The organism is Haladaptatus halobius (genome assembly GCF_020618475.1).
GTDB classification, from domain to species: domain Archaea; phylum Halobacteriota; class Halobacteria; order Halobacteriales; family Haladaptataceae; genus Haladaptatus; species Haladaptatus halobius.
The window spans coordinates 442671-465917 of sequence record NZ_CP085340.1 but is presented as its reverse complement, the minus strand read 5'-3'; the positions used below and the strand labels follow the sequence as shown (position 1 = coordinate 465917).

Sequence of the window (23247 nt, the reverse complement as noted above, 5' to 3'; positions counted from 1 at the left end):
TATGACGCAAGCAACAACAAACTTCAAATTCGACGCAGATGCACCGTTACTGGAAGCAGAAGATCTCGTGGTAACCTACACGACGAGTTCTGGCGAACTTACTGCGGTGGATGAGATTAATTTCATCGTGGACGAAGACGAGATATTCGGTCTTGTCGGCGAATCGGGGTGCGGGAAAAGTACCGTCGCACAGGCTATTCTGAGTCTCTTACCGAATAACGGCAGTGTCTCTGCTGGTTCTGTACGGTTTCGAGGCGTTGAGCTGACAGATCTCTCAAAACGAGAGATGGACGCCCTCCGCTGGGAGCATCTCTCACTCATTAGCCAGGGTGCGATGAACGCGCTCAATCCGGTTCACCGCATTTCGAGTCAGATCATCGAGGCCATTCAGGCTCACCGTGATGTCTCCGATACTACGGCACGTGAGCGTGTGGCCGAACTATTCGAGATCGTTGGTCTAGATCCGGATCGAATGGAAGATTATCCGCATCAGTTTTCGGGAGGGATGAAACAGCGTGCCTACATCGCTATGTCATTGGCGCTTGATCCCGATCTGATCATCGCGGACGAACCGACGACGGCACTCGACGTCATCGTGCAAGATCAGATTCTAAAGCGATTGAAAGAACTCCGTGACGAACTTGGCATCTCGGTTATTATCATCTCTCATGACATCAGTGTCATAGCGGAGACCTGCAATCGGCTTGGCGTCATGTACTCTGGGAAGATCATGGAATACGGTGATTTAAAGGAGATCTTCGCGAGTCCGTTCAACCCATACACATTGGGACTCCAGAATGCGTTCCCAACGCTCCGCGGTAAACAACAGGAACTCATCAGTATTCCAGGAAGCCCGCCGGATATCGCAAATCTGCCACATGGCTGCCGGTTTTTACAACGGTGTCCATTTGCGGTTAATGAGTGTGCAGAGAAACATCCACCGTTGTATGAAGTAAGCGACGACCAATACTCAGCATGCTACCGTCATGATGAGATAGAAAATTTACGACGCGAGTCGAAGCGGCGTGAGACGTGGCAACACGCGAAAAGTAGCGAATCCATTATGGGAGGGTTCAGCGATGACTGATGAAAGCACATCCGAATACCTCATGGAGTGCGAAGGGTTGAAACAGTACTTCGATGCACAACAAGGGTTTCTCAGTAGTTTCCTTGGAAAGGAAAAGTACGTTCGCGCAGTTGACGGCGTTGATCTTCAAATCGAAGAGGGTGAAATCGTTGGACTTGCAGGTGAGTCGGGGTGTGGGAAGACAACTTGTGGGAAGACACTGATTCGTTTACTCGAACCCACAGAAGGGGTGATACGATTCCGTGGCGAGGACGTGACCAACATCTCTGGTTCGAAACTCAAACAATTCCGTCGTGACGTCCAGATAATCTTCCAGGATCCCTTTGAGTCACTCAATCCTCGTCGAACTGTCTTTGATACCGTCGTCGAGCCATTGAAAATCCACAACATCGGTGACGCGAACGAACGATTGGAACGGGTGAACGAGGCCCTTGAACGCGCTGAACTCACACCTCCTGAAAATTACCTTGAACAGTATCCTCATCAGCTTTCAGGAGGTGAGAAACAACGAGTTGCAATCGCGCGTGCGCTTGTCCTTGAACCTGATTTCCTGCTGGCAGACGAGCCGGTTTCGATGCTCGACGTGTCGATTCGAGCAGGCGTGTTGAACCTCCTCCAGCGGCTCAACAAGGAGTTAGGACTCACAATCTTGTTTATCAGTCACGACCTTTCTCTTCTCAGACAAGTGTGTGATCGTATCGGCATCATGTATCTCGGACGGATAATCGAGTTTGGAGAAACAGAGTCCGTCATTCAGAATCCAACACACCCGTATGCCAAGGCACTGCTCGGTGCCGCACCGGAGCCAGATCCATTCCGCGAGCGCGAGCACGTAGAGATTCAAGGATCAATTCCAGATCCAATTAACCTCCCCACGGGTTGCCGATTCAAGGATCGGTGTCCAGAGCAAGAAGCAATTTGTGATTACATCGATCCACCGCTACGATCCACAGATGTCACAGACGTCGGGGAAAAGCAGGTCGCTTGTCACGCCTACTACGAGAAGGAGGACGTAGAGATGTTCGAAAAGCAACTCCAGTCGATGAAGGAAGTACCTGAGACGGTTCAGGAAAATCCTCATAGAACCGTTGACTCAGACTGGACACCAGAACGAGACCGCGATCAAGACGCCCGCGCCGATTAACTACGATCGTGTCCTCTCCTTTCGGTAAACATCTCATTCTTGGTTGGTCACTTGTGCTACGTCATATGAACTGATTCCAATGGATCTCACGACGTGGATCTTTCAAAATAAAGTTCTGATTACAGACTGGTGAATTAGAACAATTCGTAAACCGGACACTTTTCGTCTATTCCTTCTCGACGATCTGGTGCCAGGGAGGATATGCGTCGGTATTCATATCGTCGATCGGGAACTGTGGTCGCCGGACGTGCGAGAAATTAAATTTCTGCGGATCCATCGCGACGAGACCGATGCTATTGATGGGGATGACGCGACTAGCCATCGGTTCGTAATCAGCGCGGTAGTGGTTCGTGCTCTTGACCACCAATACGGAGAGGTGTTCAGGTTGGATACCGATGTGTCGCCAGATCTCAGCGTCAAGAGGCTGTAATCGATTTTCGGCGACGATGACGCTTACACCATCTTCGCGGCCGCATTTCAAGTGAACCGCAGTACCGAGATGGTTCTCACTTCCAGTTCCCATCGGCCCCGTATTCACGAACTCACCGTCAGTGATCGCCTTCACATAGCCTTCTACGTTCTCAATGGGATCGCCGTGTAAGTCGTCTGTCTTTCCACCTATCGTTACAGTGATGCGCTCGCCGACACCAGCGTCGACGCACTCGGCGACGACCTCTGGATCGTGAATAATGGCAAATCCAGCGTTTGTCAGCCCTTGTTCGAGCATCTCACGGAGAACGGTCGTTCCATCAGTTGCACCGCCTCCGCCGGGATTATCGCCAACATCCGCCATCACGATGGGGCCATCGTCCGGGTCGAGATCAGCAGCTAATCGTCGTGCGTCCGCGATTGCCTCGGGGGGTTCAGGGAAGTCGCCGATGAAATCTTCACGGCGATCCCAAATATACTCGGCCAGCTCTCGAGAGACCTCCTTTGCCGCATCAGCATCGCTGTCGGCGACGACGGGGATCGAAAATCCCATAGAGGGAACGTCAGCCTGGTGGAAACCGGGGAAGACGTTCACCTTTTGGATCTCATCGCGCTCCTCGTACTCACGGGCTTTCGTCATCACCTCAGCCATCGGCCCTTCGCGGGTGTTCTGAAGCGGACCCATCGCGAGCACTGGCGGGCGCTCGATGTGCATCGTCGGATCGATCTTGCCGTGCATCGTTTCCGTAAGGACACGCATTCCGCGGCGGCCGGTCTCTCCCATGTCGACATGCGGATATGACTCGAAGGCGATGAGTGCGTCCGCCTTATCGACTAATTGGTCAGTGATGTTCCCGTGGAGGTCAAGCGTCACCACGATGGGCACATCGTCACCAACAATATCCCGGATTTGTACTACAAGAGGACCCTCCCCATCGTCCAGTCCCTCTGGAACCATTGCCCCGTGGAGACAGAGAAGAACTCCATCGAGATCAGTTCGATGTTCTTTGACACCTTCCAGAATCTGACCACAGTAGAAGTCATACGTGTCCTCAAGAACGATTCCACCGGGTGTCGCAGACGACGCAACCGTATGAACCAGTTCGATGTCCTCATTCTCGGCAATATCTATGGCTCCACCCACGGCAGTGTTCGTCTCTCGTAACTTCTGGGGAATCTCTTCTCCGAAGTATTCACGTCGTTTCTGAAAGTCATGTCTGTCAGTCGGTGTTGTCGCGAATGTGTTCGTCTCATGGGAAAAGTTCCCCACGAGTACGAGTTCGTCGGACATACCAGATGGTTATATTGTTGGCGATTAAACCCACGCCCTCATATGGGGGGTATACACATGAAATACCGTGAACAGGAGTACTCGACTACTTCCTGATAGTGCGTCCAGGTAAGTTCTCGGTTGTCTCGCCATCTCGGACGGCGAACTCACCATTGACGAGAACGTGATCGATTCCCTCCGGGAACCGCCGTGGGTTTTCGAACGTTGCATGACTCTTGACTCGGACGGGATCGAAAACGACGAGATCCGCATCCATTCCTGGTCGCACCACGCCTTTCTGGTCGAGTCCCATCGCGCGTGCAGGCAGTGAAGTCATCTTCCGAACTGCCTCTTCGAGCGTAAAGAGGTTTTCTTCTCGTACGTAGGTACCGAGTATTCGAGGGTAGGATCCATACACGCGGGGATGGGGCTTCCCTCCGAACAGTCCGTCAGTGCCCACACAGACCCGTTCGTAAGAGAGGATCTCATGAACATCATCCTCGTCGAGCATGTGGAGAGAGATACTCACACTTAGATCCTCCTCGACCAAGAGGTCACAAATTGCATCGATCGATCCGATACCGCGATCATCGGCGACCTCGGCGATGCTTAATCCTTCGACCTCCGCATTCGCTTCGCTTTCGACGTTGGCAATTACGACGTTCTCCCAGCCGGAGAGTGCACCGATGTTCTCCCACCCCTCGATCCGCCATTCCGTTACGTCTCGCCGAATGCGCTCACGAGCATCGTCATCGGTCAAGTACTCGAGCGTCCCCTCCGGTCCTGCTGCATGAACCCAAGGTGGGAGGACGGCTGAAAGCATCGTACTTCCTGCTGTATAGGGGTATTGTTCGGCGGTGAAGTCCACACCACGTTCGCGCGCCGTCTCGATGAACGCTTTCGCCTGATCCACCTTTCCGTGTTGTTCGGGGCCAGCAACCTTGAAATGTGAGAGATGGAGTGGAATACCTTCTTCAGCGCCGATATCGACGAATTCATCGAGTGCCTCCCAAATCCACCGGCCTTCACTCCGGATATGTGCGATAAACGGTCGCCCGTACGGACGGAGACGAGCGGCGAGTTCCTGTACTTCGCGTGTTTCCGCATAAGTACACGGAGTGTAGATAAGTCCGGTGGAGAAACCAATTGCGCCGTCTTTTAACGCTTCTGTCACTAAGTCAGCCATCTCCTCAAGTTCGACATCAGTTGGATTCCGACTATCCATTCCGAGGACGTTGAACCGAACCGTTCCATGTCCAACGATCAAAGCAGCGTTGGGCGCAATTCTGGATTTATCGATGGCATCGAGGTAGTCGCTGACGCTTCCCCATGTCCATTCCACGTTGACGCGTCCGGCGAGTGCGCCCAGTTGCTTCGACCACTCCTCGGCGCCACCGTCACGATACATAGGCGCCATGGAAAACCCATCTTGACCGAGCACCTCAGTTGTTATTCCCTGTCGAACCTTTGGTGCGAGCGTTGGATCATCGAATAATTCCATATCTGAGTGGGAATGCGTATCGATAAATCCAGGACAAACGACCTTTCCGTTGGCATCAATTGTCTCCTCAGTCCCAATATTGGGGTTGGACTTGCGGGAAATCGAGGCAATCCTACCGTCATTTACTTCAATTGCTCCTCGGTACCACGGTGCGCCTGTCCCATCGACGATCTTTGTGTTCGTAATCAGGATATCTGCCATGTATACTCGTTTTCAGCCAGTGAGAAAAACAGGCCACCGTGTATGAGAGGGTGACGCTTACAAAATCAGAAAAAATGGTCACTCATTGAGAGCGCTTCGAAGTTTTGCTGTCGAAAAACACAAGAATCTAACCGTCGATCGGGCGAGTCGACGGGTTCGTACCAGTTATCGTCCTGTTTCACCCTCGTTTGCCTTCTCAAGAACTGAATAGAGAAGTACGTCTGTTCCTCGAACTACGTCTTCCCACTCCGTATACTCATCCTCGGAATGACTAATTCCATCGACGCTTGGGATGAATATCATACTTGTCGGGGATATTTTATTTAGATAGTTGGCGTCATGACCCGCTCCGCTGACAATCCGCATATAGTCCACATCGACCGTTTCGGCTGCCCGTTCGACGGTTGCAATACAATTATCGTCGAACGGTTCCGCATCGACGTGCATGATTTCCTCGTATTCCATCTCGACCTTCTCGCGGCCTGCAGCGTGTTCGATTTCACGTTTTATCGGTTCGATTGCGAGGTCAACGACATCATTATCGTAAGATCGCAAGTCAACAGTGAACTCGACTCGCTCAGGAATGACGTTAATCGAGTTGGGATAGACATCAACCGAGCCGACAGTTCCCACAAGATCGTTACCGCCAGTACCAGTAATACGTCGGACTGACTCGATCACGTCGCTCGTCGCGACGAGGGCGTCATGACGAAGATGCATTGGGGGTGGCCCCGCATGATCTGCACTTCCGATGAATGCAACATTCATCCAGACAAAACCGTACACACCCTCGACGACTCCTACGCTTATTCCTGCCTCGGCGAGTTGAGGGCCTTGTTCGACGTGAAGTTCGAAATAACAGTTTATCACCGCTGGGGACCGAGTAATTTCGCTTCAGCCTTTCGCAGATGCTCCAGCATTGTCGTCTTCGAAATCTCGAGATGTTCTGCAAGTTCACTAGCAGAAGTCTCGCGTGGCCAAGTATAGTATCCCTGCTGTTGAGCAAGTTCGAATACCTCCCGTTGTCGTTCAGATAGTCGATTTGTAGAGTTGTACTTCGGTGTCTTCGTGCTTGGTGACTTCATACCCTCGATAGCTATCTCTGCGTTCATTTCCTGACGGATTTCGTTAAGACGTCGCTGGATCGTCGTTCGGGATTCTGAGATGATGACTGTCCAGTATTCATATCCATTCTGCATACGGATTTGTTCTTCAGGTACGAATCCTCGAGAAACGAATGCGTCGTGAATGCTGTTTTGAGGTTGGTACTCAACTAGAAGCTCCTCGGTCGCATTCCCAGCGGAGTGCGTTCGAAGATTAGGACTAAAGTAATCATTGATGCGTTTTACGACGTCAGTGAATTCAGAATTTTCGATCTCGGTGACCAAGTTGTCGATCTGCTCTGTCCGATCCGCATACGCTGTCAATAGAGCGCTCACGCAATCACTGTACTCGTAGACGCCGTGGGCAATTAGTCCAGCATCGACAGCGGCAGTCGTTTCTAGTGTCCAACAATTCGGATGCCAAATCTTGAGCGTGAGCTGTGACGTTCGGATTGATTCACGCGATATGCGATTGGTTGACTTACCCATGGTATCTGGACGCAATTCCAGTTAGTTAACAATTTCTGTCATAATGAATATATTTTTATTGTGTTCTAACTTTAATAGTATTTAAGTAGGGTTAAGCAATTGCCCAATTACGAGAGACTTTGTAAAGATCCATTATTGAATTCGTTTCCTCGGTATCGAATTGCAGATAATTTACCGACGGTCGATGACCTCGAAGCCGAGCAGGAGACGCACGACATGCGCATGGACGCGCTTGGGATAGGACTCAAAAGTGCCAACGACGACATTGCCGCCCTAGCGGAGGTGCGTGCCGATGAGTAATACCACTACTTCCGGAGCGTCCGTACTCTCAACAACGATGTCTCGATCAACGATCTCGCCAAGCACGTCCAAACGCTCACCGACCGTATTGACGACCTTGAGCAGCAAGTTGCCAAGAAAGACGATTGAATCGACAAACTCGAACAGCGAGTCGATCAACTCGAAGACTATCGCAAAGACGCGGCGAAAGAGCATGCTCAGGATCGACAGCAGCTCAGTCGTCTCGAAGACACGACCGAAACGATACAAGCCGATGTCGACGAACTCACCGACGCTGAAGAGAAGAACGCCCGTGTGCGAGCGTCGGTGTCCCGATTAATCAATCTCGTGCGCGATTACGAGACCGAAGAGAGCGTTGACGACGACTCGCCGAACCTCGCCGCGGAAGCCTCAAATGCAGGCCGCCAGCTCTTCGAGACGATCCAACGCTCGGAACAGAACACCGAACTCGTGAACTTCCGCGAGAAACGCGCAGAGAGCCAGCAAGTCGAGGACAAGTACCTCGATGTGCTTGAGCACGCCAAGAAGGTCGCTGAGGCGAATGACGTGATGGTCGCACGCCTTGGCTACCGTGAAGTCGCAACGCACTATTGCTGTGCGTACAAGAACGATGGCTATCGAGTGATGGAGGAAATGGCCGAACGTGTCCCCGGCGTGAGCTACAAAGAGTCACGCACGCTGTCGGTGGACGACGCGATGGGAGTCGGCGGGCATCACATCGAAATCATGTTCGGCCACCCCGATCTCGCGGGGTGGATGCGAGCACACGAAGCGAACGCGGACATAGCCAAGGGAGGGCGCTGATTATAGCGTTGTAATCACGGGGGGTTCGACGAACCCCCATTTCGGCGGCACCACCACACGAGATTCACACCGCTTTGCCGGTGACACATGGTGGTAGTAGTGGGTTGGTTACGGTGGAGTGCGTCTATTTCTGCGAAACAGAGGGGATCGCGAACGCGATTCCCCTCTATTACAACGTTATAATCGACTACTCTCACTAGCGACAATCGAAGTCGGCTTGATTGAAAGCGAACCGAAGTATTCCGAACTGACGAACCAGCGGTTGAACGTTATCCACCAGTCATCTGTTAGGAATAGTGTGCAAGATATAGAGGATGAGGTCAGCACACCACCAACTGCTGGACATCCTTATCGTGGTGTGGTACCTCATTAGGGTATGGTTTATTCGCTCCAACGAGCGGTGGTCGGGGACTACAAGAAATGGAAAGCAGTTGTGGAGGAGTTAGAGGATCGACGTGCTGAACACGGATCTCAGGGGGGGCGTGTCTTTAGATCACCAGCGAATCAGAACGAGGTCGTCGTTCTCTTTAAGTGGAACTCTGAAGAGGAGGCTCGCAAGTTTATGGATGAGGTCATCCCTGCGAAACGATGGGACAGCGCTCGTATCTACTCGTATGAAATGCAGTTCCTAGAGCACGTCGAGGACCTTGATGCCTGAGTAGCAGTCTCCCTCACTCCACAACTCGGATATGATTGTCACCGGTTTCCCTGGAGTCGAGAGCGCAAGATACGCGCCCTCTATTCAGCATGACTGCGGAAACCTATCGCGGATTAGGGGTTTCAATATACCGTGACTTTTGGTTCTATGGAGGTACAGATGTGCAACACATCCATTCTCTAAAGTTGTAATCGTTAGAGAAACGGCTTGAAACTAAGTTCGTCAAGACTCGAGAGAAATTTCTCAATGCGTTTCTCACGCCACTCAAGCAGTGACAACACACTCGCTGCTGCACGAACCAACAGCTCCCGATAAAATCCAGTATCATACTCACTTAGCTCCTCACTCGCTAACTTCACCCGCTCTCGCGACTGCTTTGCATCGTCCACCACCACATACGAAACACTCTGACCAGGCGCACGGGCCAACCCCAAATCAGCCGCCCGCTCCAGTGCCGCCACACTCCGCGTCGATTGCGTGTACTCCTCACGCTTTTTCGAAACACGATTCGTGATCACCAATTCATTCGGATCGACTGCTCTCCGCTCAAGGCGATCAACCCATGACCGCAATTCCTCACAAACCGCCTCTGGATCACGATACTCGTCCACCACTCGAATCAACGCTTTCTGTGCATCATCGATATACGACGGTGTGCTTCGCTGACGGCACTCGATTCCCCCGATACAAGTAATGTCAATTCATTCCTTTCGAAGTTTGTCGAGGAACTGCTCGGGATTGAGAAGTTGCTCCGGTGGCTTGGCTCCAGTGTCGAGTGCGTCACCGTGGCCGACAAGTTCTGCCGCGATACCCATGGGTACACCCGTCCAAACTGCGGTCGCCTTTAATTCCCAATCATCGAGTCGGGACTCCACGACGACCGTGTATTGATAGCGGGCAGGTTCACCGTCTTCCTCGCCGGTCACATCCACTCGGAACGATTTCCATTCCTCGACTGCTCCGGGTTTCGGTTGTCGGTCGAGGTGCCAGTCGAGGAATTCACGGGGGCTAAATTCGGTTCCCTTGAACTCGACTTCTTCCTCGCTGGTGAGGTTCAACCCGATGAGCACGTCACAGATGTTTACGAGATCGGGTGAGAACGCGACCCGGAAATCTACGCTTTTGACTCCTTCAAAGGTGTAGGGCATCGTCGCCAGTTCGGAGTGAATACTGTGAAACCCTTCGACCTCACCGACAGGATCTGGCATCGTGTAGGTTTCACGGCCGGAGAGGGGTTCGAGTTCCTTGTACTCCCCGTCTTCGAAGACGATAGGGTTCATGGTGAGTTCGTCCAAAATCGTCTTCGCCGAGTAGGCGAAGCCGTCACCGCCACCCTTTGCCCCGGTTCGGATGTGGACTTCGTCAACGCGGTCGAGGTGACTTGCGCCGCGCGCGGCTGCAACGTTCGTCAATCCTGGACTGGCACCGATGCCGAGGACGGCCGTGAGTCCGGCCTCGTCGAACGCCTCGTCGAGCTCGAGTTGCTCTTGCGTTTTGTGATATAAGCCACCGAGGTCGAGGTAGTGAGCTTCTGCTTCCAGACACGCTTTCATTACCTCAATGTTGAAGGCGTAGGGGGAGCGCGTTTGCCACCACGTCGGCACCGGTGAGCAATTCGACCAGTCGGTCGTGATCGGTCACGTCGATCGCCGCCGTGTCGACGTTGCCGGGGAGGTCTGCGGCGACGCCCTCTGCAGCCTCAAGGTCGGCATCAGCAATGGTCAGTTCGACATCTTTGTTTTCCGCCAGTTCGTGCGAAGTTGCTCGACCCATCGCACCGCAACCACCGAGTGCTATCACTTTCATGTCAATAATTTCTATAGTTCATCATGACCGTCTTCGTTTGTGCCATCGCTTCGAGGTGCCACTTGCTTCCGTACCGGCCACCGGAACCGTTCTCGCCGTATCCCCCGAACGGAAGCAACCGCCCCCAGTAGTTGTTAGTCTCGTTGACGAACACGCCTCCAGCCTTCAGACGATTGGCAGCATCGTGGGCGCGTTCGAGTGAATCTGTGAAGATGGCAGCTTGAAGGCCGTACCGCAAACGATTAGCGACTTCAATGGCCGCTTTGTAGTCGTCGACGCGGAGAACCGGCGTCACCGGGTCGAACGTCTCCTCAGTGGCGATAGCCATCTGTTCAGTTAGGATCATTTCGGCCCGATATATTATGACGGGGATGTCATTTTGCCTACACCCCTTCAGACTGTTGATGCTCATCGATGACTGTTTCAATCGCGTCAACGATTATCTCCATTCCTTGGTCGACCTGGTCACGAGTAATAACTAGCGGTGGAATCAGCCGAAGTACGTTCCCATAGTGGCCTGCTGACCAAACTAAGACACCGTTCTGGTAGCATACTGTCTGAATGTCTTTAACTAGGCGTTCAGATGGTTCACCATTGCCGTTAACAAACTCTGCACCGATGAACAAGCCTTTGCCACGAACATCACCAAGAAACGGGTTATTGTCAGCAACCTCTAATAGCCGAGTACGAATACTCTCACCGAGTTCGCGAGCATGTGCGAGCAAAGCATGCTCTTGGATATATTCGATTGCGCGGGTGCCTGCTCGCATCGCCGGAAGGTAACCACGGTACGTCCCAACATGTCCTCCTGGTTTCCACGTATCTAGATCTTCGTGATACATAGTTGCCGAGAGCGGAAGTCCGATTCCGCCGATCGCCTTTGCCATAGGCATGATGTCTGGGGTAACCCCACTCCACTCACTAGCGAACCATTGGCCCGTCCGACCAAAGCCCGTCTGTATCTCATCCACAATGAGAGGTATTTCGTTTTCGGTTGCTATCTGCTTAAGACCTCGTAGAAAGTCATCTGGCGGAATAATGATACCGCTCTCGCCCTGAATTGGCTCTACCCAGATTCCAGCCGGATTAGCGAGTCCACCATAAGGATCTTCAATCAGTTCACGGACATCAGCAAGGGCAGTTTCCATCGCAGTCTCCTCCGACAACTGTTGTTGGAAAGGATATGGGTATCGAGCATGGACGACGTCCGGCAACAGAGGTGTATACTTCTGTTTATATTTCTTGCCAGCACTCAGGCTAAGTGCTCCAGAGCTGGTACCGTGATATGCTCCACGGAATGCAATGAGCCCGTCGCCTCCCGTGTTGTATTTTGCGAGTTTAATTGAGGCCTCAATAGCGTCGCTGCCCGTTGGTCCACCGAAGATAACACGGTTGTTGTCCGGTAGACCTTCTGGAGCAATTTCGTTGAGTTTTTCGATGAGTTCTAACCGCACCTCTGTGGGGAAATCAATACTGTGAACGAGCTTTTCAGTCTGCTCCTGCACGCTTTCAAGAACATAGGGGTTTGCATGACCAACATTGAGGACGCCAATTCCTGCAAAGAAATCGAGATACGTATTACCGTCAACATCGCGCACTGTTGCACCACGCGCTTCCTTGAGAGCAAGTGGTACACGTCCAGGGTAAGAGACGGCACTGCTGTCGATTTCCCGCTGCTTGTTTAGTAGCTTACGGGATCGTGGTCCCGGTACGGTATCAACGTTCGGTGCATCATCGAAATGGAGTTCATCGATAGGGGTATTCAAGGACATCAATTCTATAATCATTGTCCTACGTATATATAGCCGAGTTTCGTGTGGAGTTCTTGGACATACATCAATGTAGCTCTAACAGGTGCATATCCTCGGTGAAGCGGAGAATGGTTGAATCTAGTCATCATCAAAACATGCGATTTGACAATACGAGCGTCCATTTAATTCGTCTATTGAGATATAATATAATATACTTTACTGGATGGAATAGAAATACCAAGGAGAAGACGATCGACGTTCATGCATCCATAGTCGTAGTTACAGGAATTGTACGTCGGAGAGACCGAACAGAAATTGTTTCCCAAGAAGGGTAGTCGCGGTTAGAGGATAGTACAGGTGTGAACGCAGAATACGATAAGGCAGGGAGGATTTACGGGTTGGTCACTTAGGATTCAGGATTGTGTTGTGTGCCAGTGGTCCGCAATTTCTGCACCTGATGTAATCCACGTATCGCCGGTAGTTAAGATGTGCTGAATAAGTTCTTCAAGCATGTCGATGCGACCAGCGCGACCGATTATTTGGGGATGCATGGTCAACATGAAACATCGTCCACGCTTGTGAAGTCCTTCGAACTCGCGTTGCCACGACTCGAATACGGGCAGTGTTGGCGTGATTCCGCTCTGATATGGTAGTGGCGGGTACATATTGAATCCGAAGTATGGCCAGTCGTCGAGACTCCACTCAAATGGGATTTCGACTAACTGTTGTCCGTTGTCTAGATCGTGGAAGTAGGGAACGTCGTTATCAATAAGACTGCTTTCGTAGCTAAACCCGTGCTTCGCTAGCAGTTCGAGTGAGTTATTACTAAGATCGGCCGCAGGGCTTCGATATCCAACGGGTGTTTGTCCGATAACGTCATCGAATGCATTGAGGGCGTTCACGAGTTCCTGTTCTTCTTCTTCCTTGCTCATTGTTGCCGGGTTACTGTGGGTGTAGCCATGATGGCCCAATTCATGACCGGCTTCGTGTATTGCTTGTATGGTTTCAGGGTATTTTTCTACCACTTTCCCCGGGACAAAAAATGTGCAAGTGAGATCGTATCGGTCAAATACCTCTAGGATCCGTGGTACTGCAACGTTAGGGCCGAACGTACCGCGTGTTTGGATCGGTGGCTTATCGTACTCTGGGTCTGCTTCTATCTTTGTTCGCCAAAGTTCGTCAGCGTCGAGATCGAAACTAAAAATCGCCGCTGCTCGGTACTCACCCCACTGTTCGGACTGTACGGTACTCATACTCACACAGTACTACAGTGAAGAGCAAATCAGTTGCTACGGCTGCTCTCTTTGGAAAGCATACAGTTAGGTGGCTCTACAATAACTGTAACGTAGGGGGATGGAGTCGTGACAGTACAAAACGACGAGATATTAGAGCATATTGCTGGAACTCGTGATCAGATGGTCGACTTTCTTGCGGAAATTGTGAGCAAGAAGTCTGTTACCGGTCACGAACGACCAGCACAAGAGGTTGTGAAACGCAAATTGAAGTCGCTTGGTCTTGAGTCAGATGTCTGGGAACCCGATCCAGACGATCTCCGAGGTCATCCGGGTTACTTCGAAACGTCATCGTTTCAAAAGTACGGCTACGAGGGGCGTCCCAACGTCGCCGCTATCGCCAACGGATCGGGAAACGGTCGGTCACTCGCGTTTAGTGGACACATTGACGTTGTTTCTGTAGAACCGGTCTCCGCGTGGACGCGAGATCCATGGGGAGCAGAGGTTGAGGATTCACGGATGTACGGCCGTGGGACTGCAGACATGAAAGGCGGCGTTGCAGCGTTCATCCACGCCTTCGAGTCCTTGCAAGAGCTGGGGGTTGAACTCGCTGGAGATCTCATTCTCCAAACGACTATTGAGGAGGAAGACGGTGGGGTTGGTGGACTCCTTTCCACACTGGAACGAGGTTATCAGCCTGATGCGGCGATTATCACCGAACCGTGGATGATTCCGAATGTGGGTATCGCAAGTGCTGGTGTGATGTATTTCCGAATTACCGTTCCTGGGAAGTCAGCACATGCAGCTCGAGGGTACAAAGGTGTGAACGCAATCGGAAAAGCATACAAAATATATGAGGCGCTCGATGCACTGGACCAGGAGCGGAAGGCACGTATCTCGTACGAACCAGTGCTCAACCGGGATCCTGATGCAGAAGGTAACGTTACAAATCTTAACGTGGGTATCATCAACGCCGGAGATTGGCCCTCCACGGTTCCTGGGCAAGCAGTGATGGAGTGTCGTATCGGCTGGCCACCAGGAGAGACGCGGGACGAAGTCCGCGACCAAATTGAAACTGCAATTCAAAACGTAATCCGTGCCGACGATTGGCTCTCGAGTAATCCACCACGACTAGAGTGGTTCGGATGGAGTGCTGATCCTCACGAACTCAACCAAGACGCGGAAATCGTGCAGCTTGCACGTACGAAAGCAGAGGCAGTCACGAACCGAACCGGCAAATTTATTGGAGGCGACGCTGGCCTCGACGAACGATTTTATAACTTGTACTATGATATTCCTTGCCCCACGCTTGGGCCGAAGGGTGATAATCTGCATGGAGCCGATGAGTATGTCGAGCTCGATTCGATCGTTGAAACGGCGCAAGCACTTGCACTTATCGCGATTGATTGGTGTGGAACGAGCGAGTAGTTGATATCCTCTTTATGCTCAAGGACACGATTTTACACCTTATTCTAAAAAGGTCGGGGAATAAAATGATCCGATGAAAATATTCCAACCTCAGCGGTTAGTCAGCAGAATTGTTTTTGTATCTTAGAGTGGTATAGACTTACATGGTGGGGGAAACCAAGACACAGCAGAGACGCACATTCTTAAAGGCTGTTGGAGGTGCCGCAGCCCTTTCGACGATTACTGGTCGATTGGATAGCGTGCAAGATGAGGCCGTTAAAATTGGCGTCTATGGACCACTCACTGGACCCGTTTCAAACATTGGCGCGGACATGAGAAAAGGAGCGACCTTAGCCGCCGACCAGATCAACGAAAATGGACCAGGTCCACGGATGCAACTGTTCTTCGGCGACTCCGAGTCTGAACCGGCGAGGGGGCGGAGCGCCGTTGAGTCTCTCTTAGATAGACAGCAGGTCGATATTATCGCTGGTGGGTTCCACAGTGACGTGAGTCTCGCAGTTATCGAGGTTACATCTGCGAGAAATGTACCACAGATGATTTCTAACTCGGTAAGTGGTGCAATCAACGCAAAGATGAAGCAACAGAATATGCGGAACGTATTCAAGATGAGTCCGCCATCCGAGTCGTATGGACTTGGATGGCAACAATTCATCGATGAATTACAGCAGCGGGGTGATGGCTACTTCCCATTTGCTGAAAAGCGCATCGCAATGATCGCCGAGACTACATCGTATGGGATCTCGGTCATGGACGCTACTGTTCGATATTTGGAAAGATCAGGCTGGAACATTATCTCCCAGGACGAAGTGGCCGTTGACGAGACGAACTTCACATCGTTACTTACTCGCGTCCGGGCTGCCAATCCAGATATAGTTTGGGCAGTTCAAACGTCACCATCTTCCGGGGCGAATCTCATTAAACAGTTCCGTCAGATCGGGTTCCAAGACACGCATTTCATGCACACCTTCGTGCCATCAGACCCAGAAACGATCCGTCTCGCTGGGGGTGCCGCAAATGGTGTCCTCTGGATGGCGAATATCGACGTTATTCCACGCTTTGCACAGGAGATCGGTCTTACAGAGGCATGGAGACAGCAGTATGGAACCGAAATTCCTGGTTCGGCTGGATCGCTCCCATACGATAACCTACAAATTATTGCAAAGAGTTTAGAAAGTATCGGCAGTGTAAGCGAACTGAACGTTGATTCCTGGGAAAGAGCGGTCATTAACCTTGAATCACACCAAGGATCGGCGGGGTATTACGACTTCCCACAAGGTGAACCCTTCCACCAGGCAGAATGGGGGATAGAAACGATCCCTGCACTTGGCTACCAAATCGTGAATCAGGAAAGTGGCCTCGTCTGGCCACCCAGATACAACGAGACGAATATCGATAACTCGCTGTATCAGTAAGTGTTCACGCACACCAACCGCCATCAACTACCACCGTTTCGCCGGTAATGAATGAGGCAGCATCACTTGCTAGGAACAACACCGCGTTTGCAACGTCCTGAGGAGTACCGAACCGAGGAAGCAGTGTCTTTTCGCGCTTACGCTGTCTGATATCAGGATCACTGAGTTCTTCAATAGCCATTCCTGCCTCGATGACACCTGGCGCCACCGCATTTACTCGCACACCATTCTGTGAGAAGTCAACTGCCAGTTGGCGCGTTAGGTTTAGTAATCCGGATTTTGAAGGCCCATACGCCGCATAATTTGGCGATCCATGTAGACCCGCTGTACTTGCTACGTTAATGACTGTTCCATTCGTCTTAAGAAGTGATGGAAGACAGAATCGAGCTGTAAGAAACGCACCGCGTAAGTTGATAGCGAAGATGCGATCCCATTCCTCGATTTGAATTTCGTTTACACTACCTAAACGGTTGATCCCAGCATTGTTCACAAGCACCTCAACCTCCCCGAATTGGTCAATAGCCTTCGAAATTCCGTTACGCACTTGGGTCTCATCGGTGAGATCCGCCTGAATAAACGCTGCTTTTCCCCCATCCTCCTTTATTTCGTCAACGACCGATCGCTGTTCATTCTGCAGAGTTTCCGTGATATCTAATACGGAAACAACAGCATCCGCTGCCCCAAATTCCAGCGCAATATGGCGGCCAAGTCCAGTCGCTGCTCCGGTTACAAGGACATGGACATCAGTGAACTCAAGCCCGTCGATGATGCTTGGGACGGTCGATGGCATATCGTTACCTAGCGTGCTGCCGGCTTAGGCTTTCTACTGAAAATACTCCTATACGCTTATGTGTCTTTGCCACGTGCTAGCAATATGTATTCTGATTTGAATGGAACTACTGCGATCGTAACTGGAGCAAGTGCAGGAATCGGCCGAGCGATAGCCGGAAAGCTAGCTGAGAACCAAGTATACGTCGTCGGTCTAGATATTCAGCGCGACCCCCACGACAGTGGTCCAACCTTCGATGAAGTAGTCGCCGACGGGGAATTGATCATCGGCGACGTGACGAATGAAGATGACGTTAAAGCTGCAATTGACGCCGGAGAGGCTGTCGGCCCAGTCTCAATCGCAGTAAATAACGCCGGCATTCCCAGTCACGGAAAAATCGAAGCCATCGCTATTGACAATTGGAGACGGACATTTGCGATTCACGTTGAGGGAACGTATAATGTTTCTAGAGGTGTCCTCCCGAAGTTGGTCGAACGCGGTGAAGGAAACATTATCAACATCAGTTCAGTTGCAGGTATTAGAGGCTACAAATCCGCAGCGGACTACTCGGCAGCGAAAGCCGCAATCGATAACCTCACGCGACAACTTGCGGTCGACTATTCGCCTCACGGCGTTCGCATCAACGCTGTTGCTCCGGGTTTCATTAAGACAAAGATGAACGAAAACATCTGGAAAAGCGACCAGAGGAATTATACCGGTCAATTCAGCTATGAGGAAATTCAGGAGCGAACGCTTCTTCCTCGGGTAGGAGAACCGGAAGATGTCGCGGATGTAGTCGCGTTCCTGGCCAGCAATGCGGCAAGTTTCATCACAGGCCAGACAATTCCTGTTGATGGTGGATGGTCTGCATGGTAACATATAGCTATTGAAAATTAATACTGGCTCATTCACCAACCAAGAATTCTGCTAGTCAGCTATCCGCCGTGCTACCTTTTTGTTCTGGATAATACGTTTCCCAATGCAGGCAGGAATCCCTGGCGTTTCCGCCGTAGAAGTGTCATACCGACCTCCTTCCGAGATATAATTCCACGAGTTCGTCTTCGTCCGTGAGTTCATCCTTGTTGCCTTCAAATACCACCCGTCCTTGATCGAGGATATAGATGTACTCCGCGATAACTAGCATCTTCCGGACGTTCTGTTCGATGATGAGCATATCGATGCCTGCACTTTTGAGTCGTTCGAGATGATCGAATACGTCGTCAATAAGATTCGGAGCTAATCCGGCACTGGGTTCATCGAGCAATAGATATTGTGGGTCAGCCATCAACGCCCGTCCAAGCGCCAGCATCGCTTGTTGACCGCCGCTCATTGATCCTGCTCTCTGACGTTCACGTTCTCTTAGTACGGGAAACATTTCGTAAACTCGTTCGTATCGCTCTTGGAGAACTGATTTTTCTCTTTCAAGGTACGCGCCCATTCGAAGATTTTCGCGAACGGACATATCCGGAAATACATTACCCTCTTGGGGAACAGTGATAATTCCTCGTTCAACGATTTCACGGGGCGTGCTGTCAGTCGCGTCCTCACCAAAAATTGTCAGTGTCCCAACCCAGGGTGATACAAGTCCGTTCATAACATTGAGTGCAGTTGATTTACCGCTGCCATTTGGCCCGATAATGCAGTTTACTCGTTCTTTACGGACATCCATCGATAAATCGTGTAGAACTTGATTTTGTCCGTAACCGGCGTCAATGTGGTCAAGTTGGATCGCAGTTGAGTTACTCATTGCTGTCCTCCCAGGTATGCGTCGCGGACAAGGCTGTTTTGTTGTACCTCCTCGAACGTTCCAGAGGTGATCTTCCGCCCGTTATGCATTACGATAACCCTGTCTGATAACCCTTCGATAACCGTCATATCATGTTCGATGAGGATGATCGTTCGTCCAGTCTCATTGAGCCGTTTGATATTATCGAGAATATCGTCCATCAGAACGGGATTGACACCGGCACTTGGTTCATCAAGCATAATGAGATCCGGATCAAGCATCAGTACCCGCGCAATTTCCAGTAATTTCTTTTGGCCACCACTCAAATCTTCCCCGCGATTACCTATAACAGGAGTAAGATCAAGCTCGTCAAGGATCTCTCGCGCTCGGGTCTCCTTCGCTTCGCCCGTGAGTCCTTTAGTTATGGGAACGAGCATATTCTCTAACACAGTAAGTTTCCCAAATGGTTTTGTCCGTTGGAATGTGCGCCCGAGCCCACGCGAGGCGATTTCGTATGGTGATTCTCCGGTTATGCTGTGACCGTTATACTCAATGTGGCCGGTATCTGGCTTGAGAAAACCAGTGATCAAATTGAAGGCGGTAGTTTTACCGCTGCCGTTTGGGCCGATAAGGCCAGCGATTTCACCTCGTTCAATTCGAAGATCAAGGTTGTCGACCGCAACAAGACCACCGAATCGCTTCGTTAATCCATCTGTTTGCAGTATTGTTGTCATTTTTCATCTCCCTATTTTTGGTATTTTTCTCCTGAGTTGAGCAAGTCGCTTCGTGAACGCTTCGCGCTTCACTTCGACACCTGCAATGCCGGTCGGGAAAAATAAAATAATGACAATCAAAAGCAATCCCCAGACAAGCAGACGGGATTGAATGATACCGCGGAGTAGTTCTGCAATGCTGAAAACGACAACGACGCCGACAATGGGGCCACCGAATGTTCCAAGACCTCCAATAACATTCATGGCCATGAACTGAATCATTTGATTCAGTTCAAGCATTGGTGGAGAGATGATAAGGATATTATACGCTTGTAACCCGCCAGCGACGCCTGCAAAGGCCGATCCTATGAAAAATCCGACAAGCTTGTGGCGATACGTGTTATTACCGAGCATTTGAGCAGCGTCCTCGGACTCTCGAATGGCACGAGCAACAAGACCGAATCGAGAGACCAACAAAATATACTGAGCAATCATGATAACAGCAACTATAAGAAATACATAATAATACAGAAGAACTCGGTTACCACCGAACAGCGCGTTGAATCCCGTGTAACCAGTTGGCCCGCCGGTAATATCGCGGAACGTAATTGCAGCTAAGTAAATGATCTCGGCATACGCAAGCGTAACCATTGCTATGTATGCTCCTCCTAAGCGAAGCGCAACGATAGTGATGGGCAAGCTGGCAAGACCAGCGATAAGACCACCGATAAAGGGTGTAATAAGCGGTGGTACGCCATATTCGGCCGCTGCAATAACTGTCGCATAGGCTCCTACGCCGTATAACGCGGCGTGAGTGAAGCTAAACATACCATAGTATCCAGCGAGAAGGTTCCAACTCTCAACTGCAAGAATGAAAATGATTATTTGGAGAATGATGCTGAGTTGGAAATCCTGAAGAAATAGTGGAGCAATGAGTGCAAACAATAATCCTAGACTAAGAAGTATCCCACGTGGTTTCGTCAAATCGTCCCAAAGCCGCTCCTTTGTTCGTGAAAGCATTACAGAGGATGTAGGAACAAGTGGCATCAGTCCACCACCCCTGCAAATCCGGTCGGTTTAGCTGTTAGTATCACGATCATCGCCACGAATAGGAGTATGGAGGTCGTCTGTTCTGAAACAAAAGTAATACTTACGCTCTCAAGAACTCCAATGAGAAGTGCTGCAAATAGCGTTCCTTGGACGCTTCCGAGGCCGCCGATAATCACTACAATAAACGCGAGTAGGAATGGTTGCCATCCCACTGTGGGATAGACAGTAAAAATCGGAGCAAGTAAAGAGCCAGCGAGCCCGGCTAGACCGGCGCTAACAGCAAACGTGATTGCATAGATCCTATCTGAACGAACTCCCATCAATTCTGCGGTGTCTTGATCCTGTGCAACGGCGCGCATTGCCATACCCAACCGAGTATATTTGATGATAGCAAACAGGAGAGCAAGAGCTACTACCGCAATTATAAAGAGATAGATTTGCTCGGTGATCAAAAAAAGCGGACCAACTTGCCAAACCCCGGGAAATAGCGTTGGAAGGGAACGGTGAGTCGATCCTAATGGGGAAACAAGAACGATGTTTTCGAGAACAATAGCTAATCCAAATGTTGCAATGATAGCCGCAAATTCAGCGTTTTCACGACCACGTAGCGGTCGAACAATGAGAACCTCGGTTAGCAGTCCCAAGATGAACGCTGCAAGTACTGACGCTGGAATCGCCAATAGTAAGCTTTCCGTTGCGGTGTAGGTAAGCAGTCCAGCGTACCCGCCGATCATGAACATCGCCCCGTGTGCAAAATTAAGAATGCGGGTGACACCCCAAATCAGCGTGAGTCCAACCGCAACCAATGCGAGTTGTCCTCCAAACAGAAGCCCGTTTATGATCTGTTGTAGGATAATGACAGCCTCTACCATACTAACATATATCGCACCAGTGTTGATAACGGTCACTGTTTATTCTACAGGATTCATTAATTACGTCCTTCATACATCAAGGATTCCTACTTACAAACACTTGAAAATATGCTGACTTATGGTCCAAAAGTACAACAGTCGATCAGCTATCCCGTTACCACTCTCACCACCGAGACTACGTTTTACTTGAAGCCGAGATTCACACGTTCACAGACGTGACTGCTATAGTACGGTTGAATTAATAGAAATAACTTATCGAGATCTATCATTAAACGAGCTATCATAAAGCCTTACCAAAGTGATGTGCCGAAAAGCGCTAATCAATTTTATCGATTACCGCTTCGCTGAACAATTGAATGGAACGGCGAAGGTGTTTGCCAGTGAGACCAGGAAGCGTTAATCGCGCGACAAGGCGATAGTCGTCACCTAAGCGATCTCGTCGTTCCGTAACTTGGTCACGAACCTCTTTTGGTGTCCCGACTAGGCATTCTTCTTTAAGATTAGCTTCCATTGCCGATGGTAGTTCATACGGTTGGGGTTCACCGGTTGCCCATTCGATATACTGGCGCTTAATGTACCAAATGTGCTGTTTAGCTTCCTCCCAAGGTTCATCCTCTGAAATATAGGTGTATCGCCATTCAGCTATGCCGTTTTTAACGGAATCGTCTGCCCCCTGGCGAAATAACGACTGCCGTCGTACAAGTTCATCAAGTGGTGTTGGCGTCGCGAAGTACCCATCAGCGATGATTGCTGCACGCTTTACTGCTGCGTCGACCGTTCCTGCAATCCAAATGGGTATATGGTCTTGCACCGGTTTCGGATGTACGTTTACTGCCTCGTATTCGTGAATGTGTCCTGCATACGAGAATTCACCTTCAGTCCAAGCAGCCCGCATGACATCTACCAATTCCACTAGGTACTGAACACGGGACTCTTTCGGGATGCCGAATGCTTCGAATTCAGCATCGGTCCATCCGATAGCAAGACCGGATTCGAATCGCCCGTTGGTAATTAGGTCGATTACTGCAGTATCTTCGGCGAACCGTAGTGGATCGTAGAAAGGTGCGAGCGCGATTCCAGTTCCGATTCTTATCTCCGTCGTCCGAACGCCGAGTGCCGCACAAAACGGTAGTACTCCCGGTAGATAGCTATCCTCGGCGAAATGGTGTTCGCTCACCCAGAGCTTTTCGAATCCGTAGCTTTCGAGTAGCGGTGCTAGATCTAGTAGCTCTCGATAGCGCTGGGTGGGGCTCTGATCACTCTCTGGTGGGACTTGGCATGTAAACAGCCCCGCATCGAAATGCATAGCGATAGGTATACTGATTCATACCTAAGTCTATCTCAAAGAGTGCTCATGCCGTACGGCATGAGAGAACGCACTCTTTACACAGTGTAGTTCCGTGGACGGAAGGCTATTGAGATAAGGAGTACGAATGGAGCAAGCTACATTCGCAGACGAAGATACTGACATCACAAAGAGTACTCCTGTTGTTAACTAAGAC

Annotated in this window: 24 protein-coding genes; 7 read left to right on the top strand and 17 right to left on the bottom strand. The window is 50.7% G+C overall.

All coding sequences use genetic code 11. The features are described from left to right. Position 1 precedes the first annotated feature (1 nt). Positions 2-1087 carry an ABC transporter ATP-binding protein gene (locus LIW51_RS35690; protein WP_227380281.1) on the top strand — a complete coding sequence of 362 codons (1086 nt, stop codon included), beginning with the start codon at positions 2-4 and terminating at the stop codon, positions 1085-1087. Next, positions 1080-2231: an ABC transporter ATP-binding protein gene (locus LIW51_RS35685; RefSeq protein ID WP_227380280.1), complete on the top strand. Its 1152-nt coding sequence runs from the start codon at positions 1080-1082 to the stop codon at positions 2229-2231. The genes LIW51_RS35690 and LIW51_RS35685 overlap by 8 nt, the downstream gene beginning before the upstream one ends. Positions 2232-2397: 166 nt before the next feature. On the opposite strand, the gene LIW51_RS35680 is transcribed toward LIW51_RS35685, so the two are convergent. From LIW51_RS35680 to LIW51_RS35660, 5 genes are all read right to left on the bottom strand, one after another. After that, positions 2398-3951 (bottom strand): M81 family metallopeptidase, encoded by a 1554-nt coding sequence (locus tag LIW51_RS35680; protein WP_227380279.1) that lies wholly within the window; start codon positions 3949-3951, stop codon positions 2398-2400. 85 nt (positions 3952-4036) lie between these two features. Continuing rightward, the gene (locus LIW51_RS35675) at positions 4037-5632 is read right to left on the bottom strand and encodes an N-acyl-D-amino-acid deacylase family protein (RefSeq protein WP_227380278.1); all 1596 of its coding nucleotides are present in this window, start codon (positions 5630-5632) and stop codon (positions 4037-4039) included. A gap of 165 nt (positions 5633-5797) precedes the next feature. After that, positions 5798-6502, bottom strand: coding sequence for a hydantoinase/carbamoylase family amidase (locus LIW51_RS35670; protein WP_227380277.1), 705 nt, complete (start codon positions 6500-6502; stop codon positions 5798-5800). Next, entirely contained in the window at positions 6499-7224 is a 726-nt protein-coding gene (locus LIW51_RS35665; protein ID WP_227380276.1) for a helix-turn-helix domain-containing protein, read from the bottom strand. Before LIW51_RS35665 ends, LIW51_RS35670 begins: the two co-directional genes overlap by 4 nt. Positions 7225-7497: 273 nt before the next feature. Beyond that, positions 7498-7719, bottom strand: a complete 222-nt coding sequence (locus LIW51_RS35660; protein ID WP_227380275.1) for a hypothetical protein — start codon at positions 7717-7719, stop codon at positions 7498-7500. Positions 7720-7830: 111 nt separating this feature from the next. On the opposite strand from LIW51_RS35660, the gene LIW51_RS35655 reads away from it, so the two are divergent. After that, the gene (locus LIW51_RS35655) at positions 7831-8328 is read left to right on the top strand and encodes a hypothetical protein (RefSeq protein ID WP_227380274.1); all 498 of its coding nucleotides are present in this window, start codon (positions 7831-7833) and stop codon (positions 8326-8328) included. Positions 8329-8728: 400 nt separating this feature from the next. Next, entirely contained in the window at positions 8729-8986 is a 258-nt protein-coding gene (locus LIW51_RS35650; RefSeq protein WP_227380273.1) for a hypothetical protein, read from the top strand. A 194-nt stretch (positions 8987-9180) separates the two neighbouring features. On the opposite strand, the gene LIW51_RS35645 is transcribed toward LIW51_RS35650, so the two are convergent. From LIW51_RS35645 to LIW51_RS35620, 6 genes are all read right to left on the bottom strand, one after another. Continuing rightward, entirely contained in the window at positions 9181-9597 is a 417-nt protein-coding gene (locus tag LIW51_RS35645; protein ID WP_227380272.1) for a DNA polymerase domain-containing protein, read from the bottom strand. A gap of 90 nt (positions 9598-9687) precedes the next feature. Continuing rightward, complete coding sequence (locus LIW51_RS35640) at positions 9688-10539, bottom strand: saccharopine dehydrogenase family protein (RefSeq protein ID WP_255767708.1); 852 nt, start codon at positions 10537-10539, stop codon at positions 9688-9690. Positions 10540-10543: 4 nt separating this feature from the next. Next, positions 10544-10792 (bottom strand): saccharopine dehydrogenase NADP-binding domain-containing protein, encoded by a 249-nt coding sequence (locus tag LIW51_RS35635; protein ID WP_255767707.1) that lies wholly within the window; start codon positions 10790-10792, stop codon positions 10544-10546. Position 10793: 1 nt separating this feature from the next. Continuing rightward, positions 10794-11120, bottom strand: a complete 327-nt coding sequence (locus LIW51_RS35630; RefSeq protein ID WP_227380271.1) for an aldehyde dehydrogenase family protein — start codon at positions 11118-11120, stop codon at positions 10794-10796. A 55-nt stretch (positions 11121-11175) separates the two neighbouring features. Beyond that, positions 11176-12564, bottom strand: a complete 1389-nt coding sequence (locus tag LIW51_RS35625) for an aspartate aminotransferase family protein (protein WP_227380270.1) — start codon at positions 12562-12564, stop codon at positions 11176-11178. A gap of 392 nt (positions 12565-12956) precedes the next feature. Further along, positions 12957-13796, bottom strand: coding sequence for a polysaccharide deacetylase family protein (locus LIW51_RS35620; protein ID WP_227380269.1), 840 nt, complete (start codon positions 13794-13796; stop codon positions 12957-12959). 108 nt (positions 13797-13904) lie between these two features. Here LIW51_RS35620 and LIW51_RS35615 point away from each other — a divergent pair, with 108 nt between their 5' ends. Continuing rightward, positions 13905-15203: an ArgE/DapE family deacylase gene (locus LIW51_RS35615; protein WP_227380268.1), complete on the top strand. Its 1299-nt coding sequence runs from the start codon at positions 13905-13907 to the stop codon at positions 15201-15203. A 143-nt stretch (positions 15204-15346) separates the two neighbouring features. Beyond that, complete coding sequence (locus LIW51_RS35610; RefSeq protein WP_227380267.1) at positions 15347-16615, top strand: ABC transporter substrate-binding protein; 1269 nt, start codon at positions 15347-15349, stop codon at positions 16613-16615. Positions 16616-16619: 4 nt separating this feature from the next. On the opposite strand, the gene LIW51_RS35605 is transcribed toward LIW51_RS35610, so the two are convergent. After that, positions 16620-17405: an SDR family NAD(P)-dependent oxidoreductase gene (locus LIW51_RS35605; protein WP_227380266.1), complete on the bottom strand. Its 786-nt coding sequence runs from the start codon at positions 17403-17405 to the stop codon at positions 16620-16622. An 84-nt stretch (positions 17406-17489) separates the two neighbouring features. Between LIW51_RS35605 and LIW51_RS35600 the strand changes: the two genes are divergently transcribed. Beyond that, positions 17490-18260, top strand: coding sequence for an SDR family NAD(P)-dependent oxidoreductase (locus tag LIW51_RS35600; protein WP_227380265.1), 771 nt, complete (start codon positions 17490-17492; stop codon positions 18258-18260). Positions 18261-18402: 142 nt separating this feature from the next. Here the strand turns inward: LIW51_RS35600 and LIW51_RS35595 are convergent, their stop codons facing one another. From LIW51_RS35595 to LIW51_RS35575, 5 genes are all read right to left on the bottom strand, one after another. Next, the gene (locus tag LIW51_RS35595) at positions 18403-19131 is read right to left on the bottom strand and encodes an ABC transporter ATP-binding protein (RefSeq protein ID WP_227380264.1); all 729 of its coding nucleotides are present in this window, start codon (positions 19129-19131) and stop codon (positions 18403-18405) included. Then, entirely contained in the window at positions 19128-19844 is a 717-nt protein-coding gene (locus LIW51_RS35590; RefSeq protein WP_227380263.1) for an ABC transporter ATP-binding protein, read from the bottom strand. Before LIW51_RS35590 ends, LIW51_RS35595 begins: the two co-directional genes overlap by 4 nt. A 3-nt stretch (positions 19845-19847) precedes the next feature. Then, the gene (locus tag LIW51_RS35585) at positions 19848-20870 is read right to left on the bottom strand and encodes a branched-chain amino acid ABC transporter permease (protein ID WP_227380262.1); all 1023 of its coding nucleotides are present in this window, start codon (positions 20868-20870) and stop codon (positions 19848-19850) included. Next, entirely contained in the window at positions 20870-21745 is an 876-nt protein-coding gene (locus LIW51_RS35580; RefSeq protein ID WP_227380261.1) for a branched-chain amino acid ABC transporter permease, read from the bottom strand. Before LIW51_RS35580 ends, LIW51_RS35585 begins: the two co-directional genes overlap by 1 nt. A gap of 316 nt (positions 21746-22061) precedes the next feature. Then, entirely contained in the window at positions 22062-23051 is a 990-nt protein-coding gene (locus LIW51_RS35575) for an LLM class flavin-dependent oxidoreductase (RefSeq protein ID WP_227380260.1), read from the bottom strand. Positions 23052-23247 lie beyond the last annotated feature (196 nt).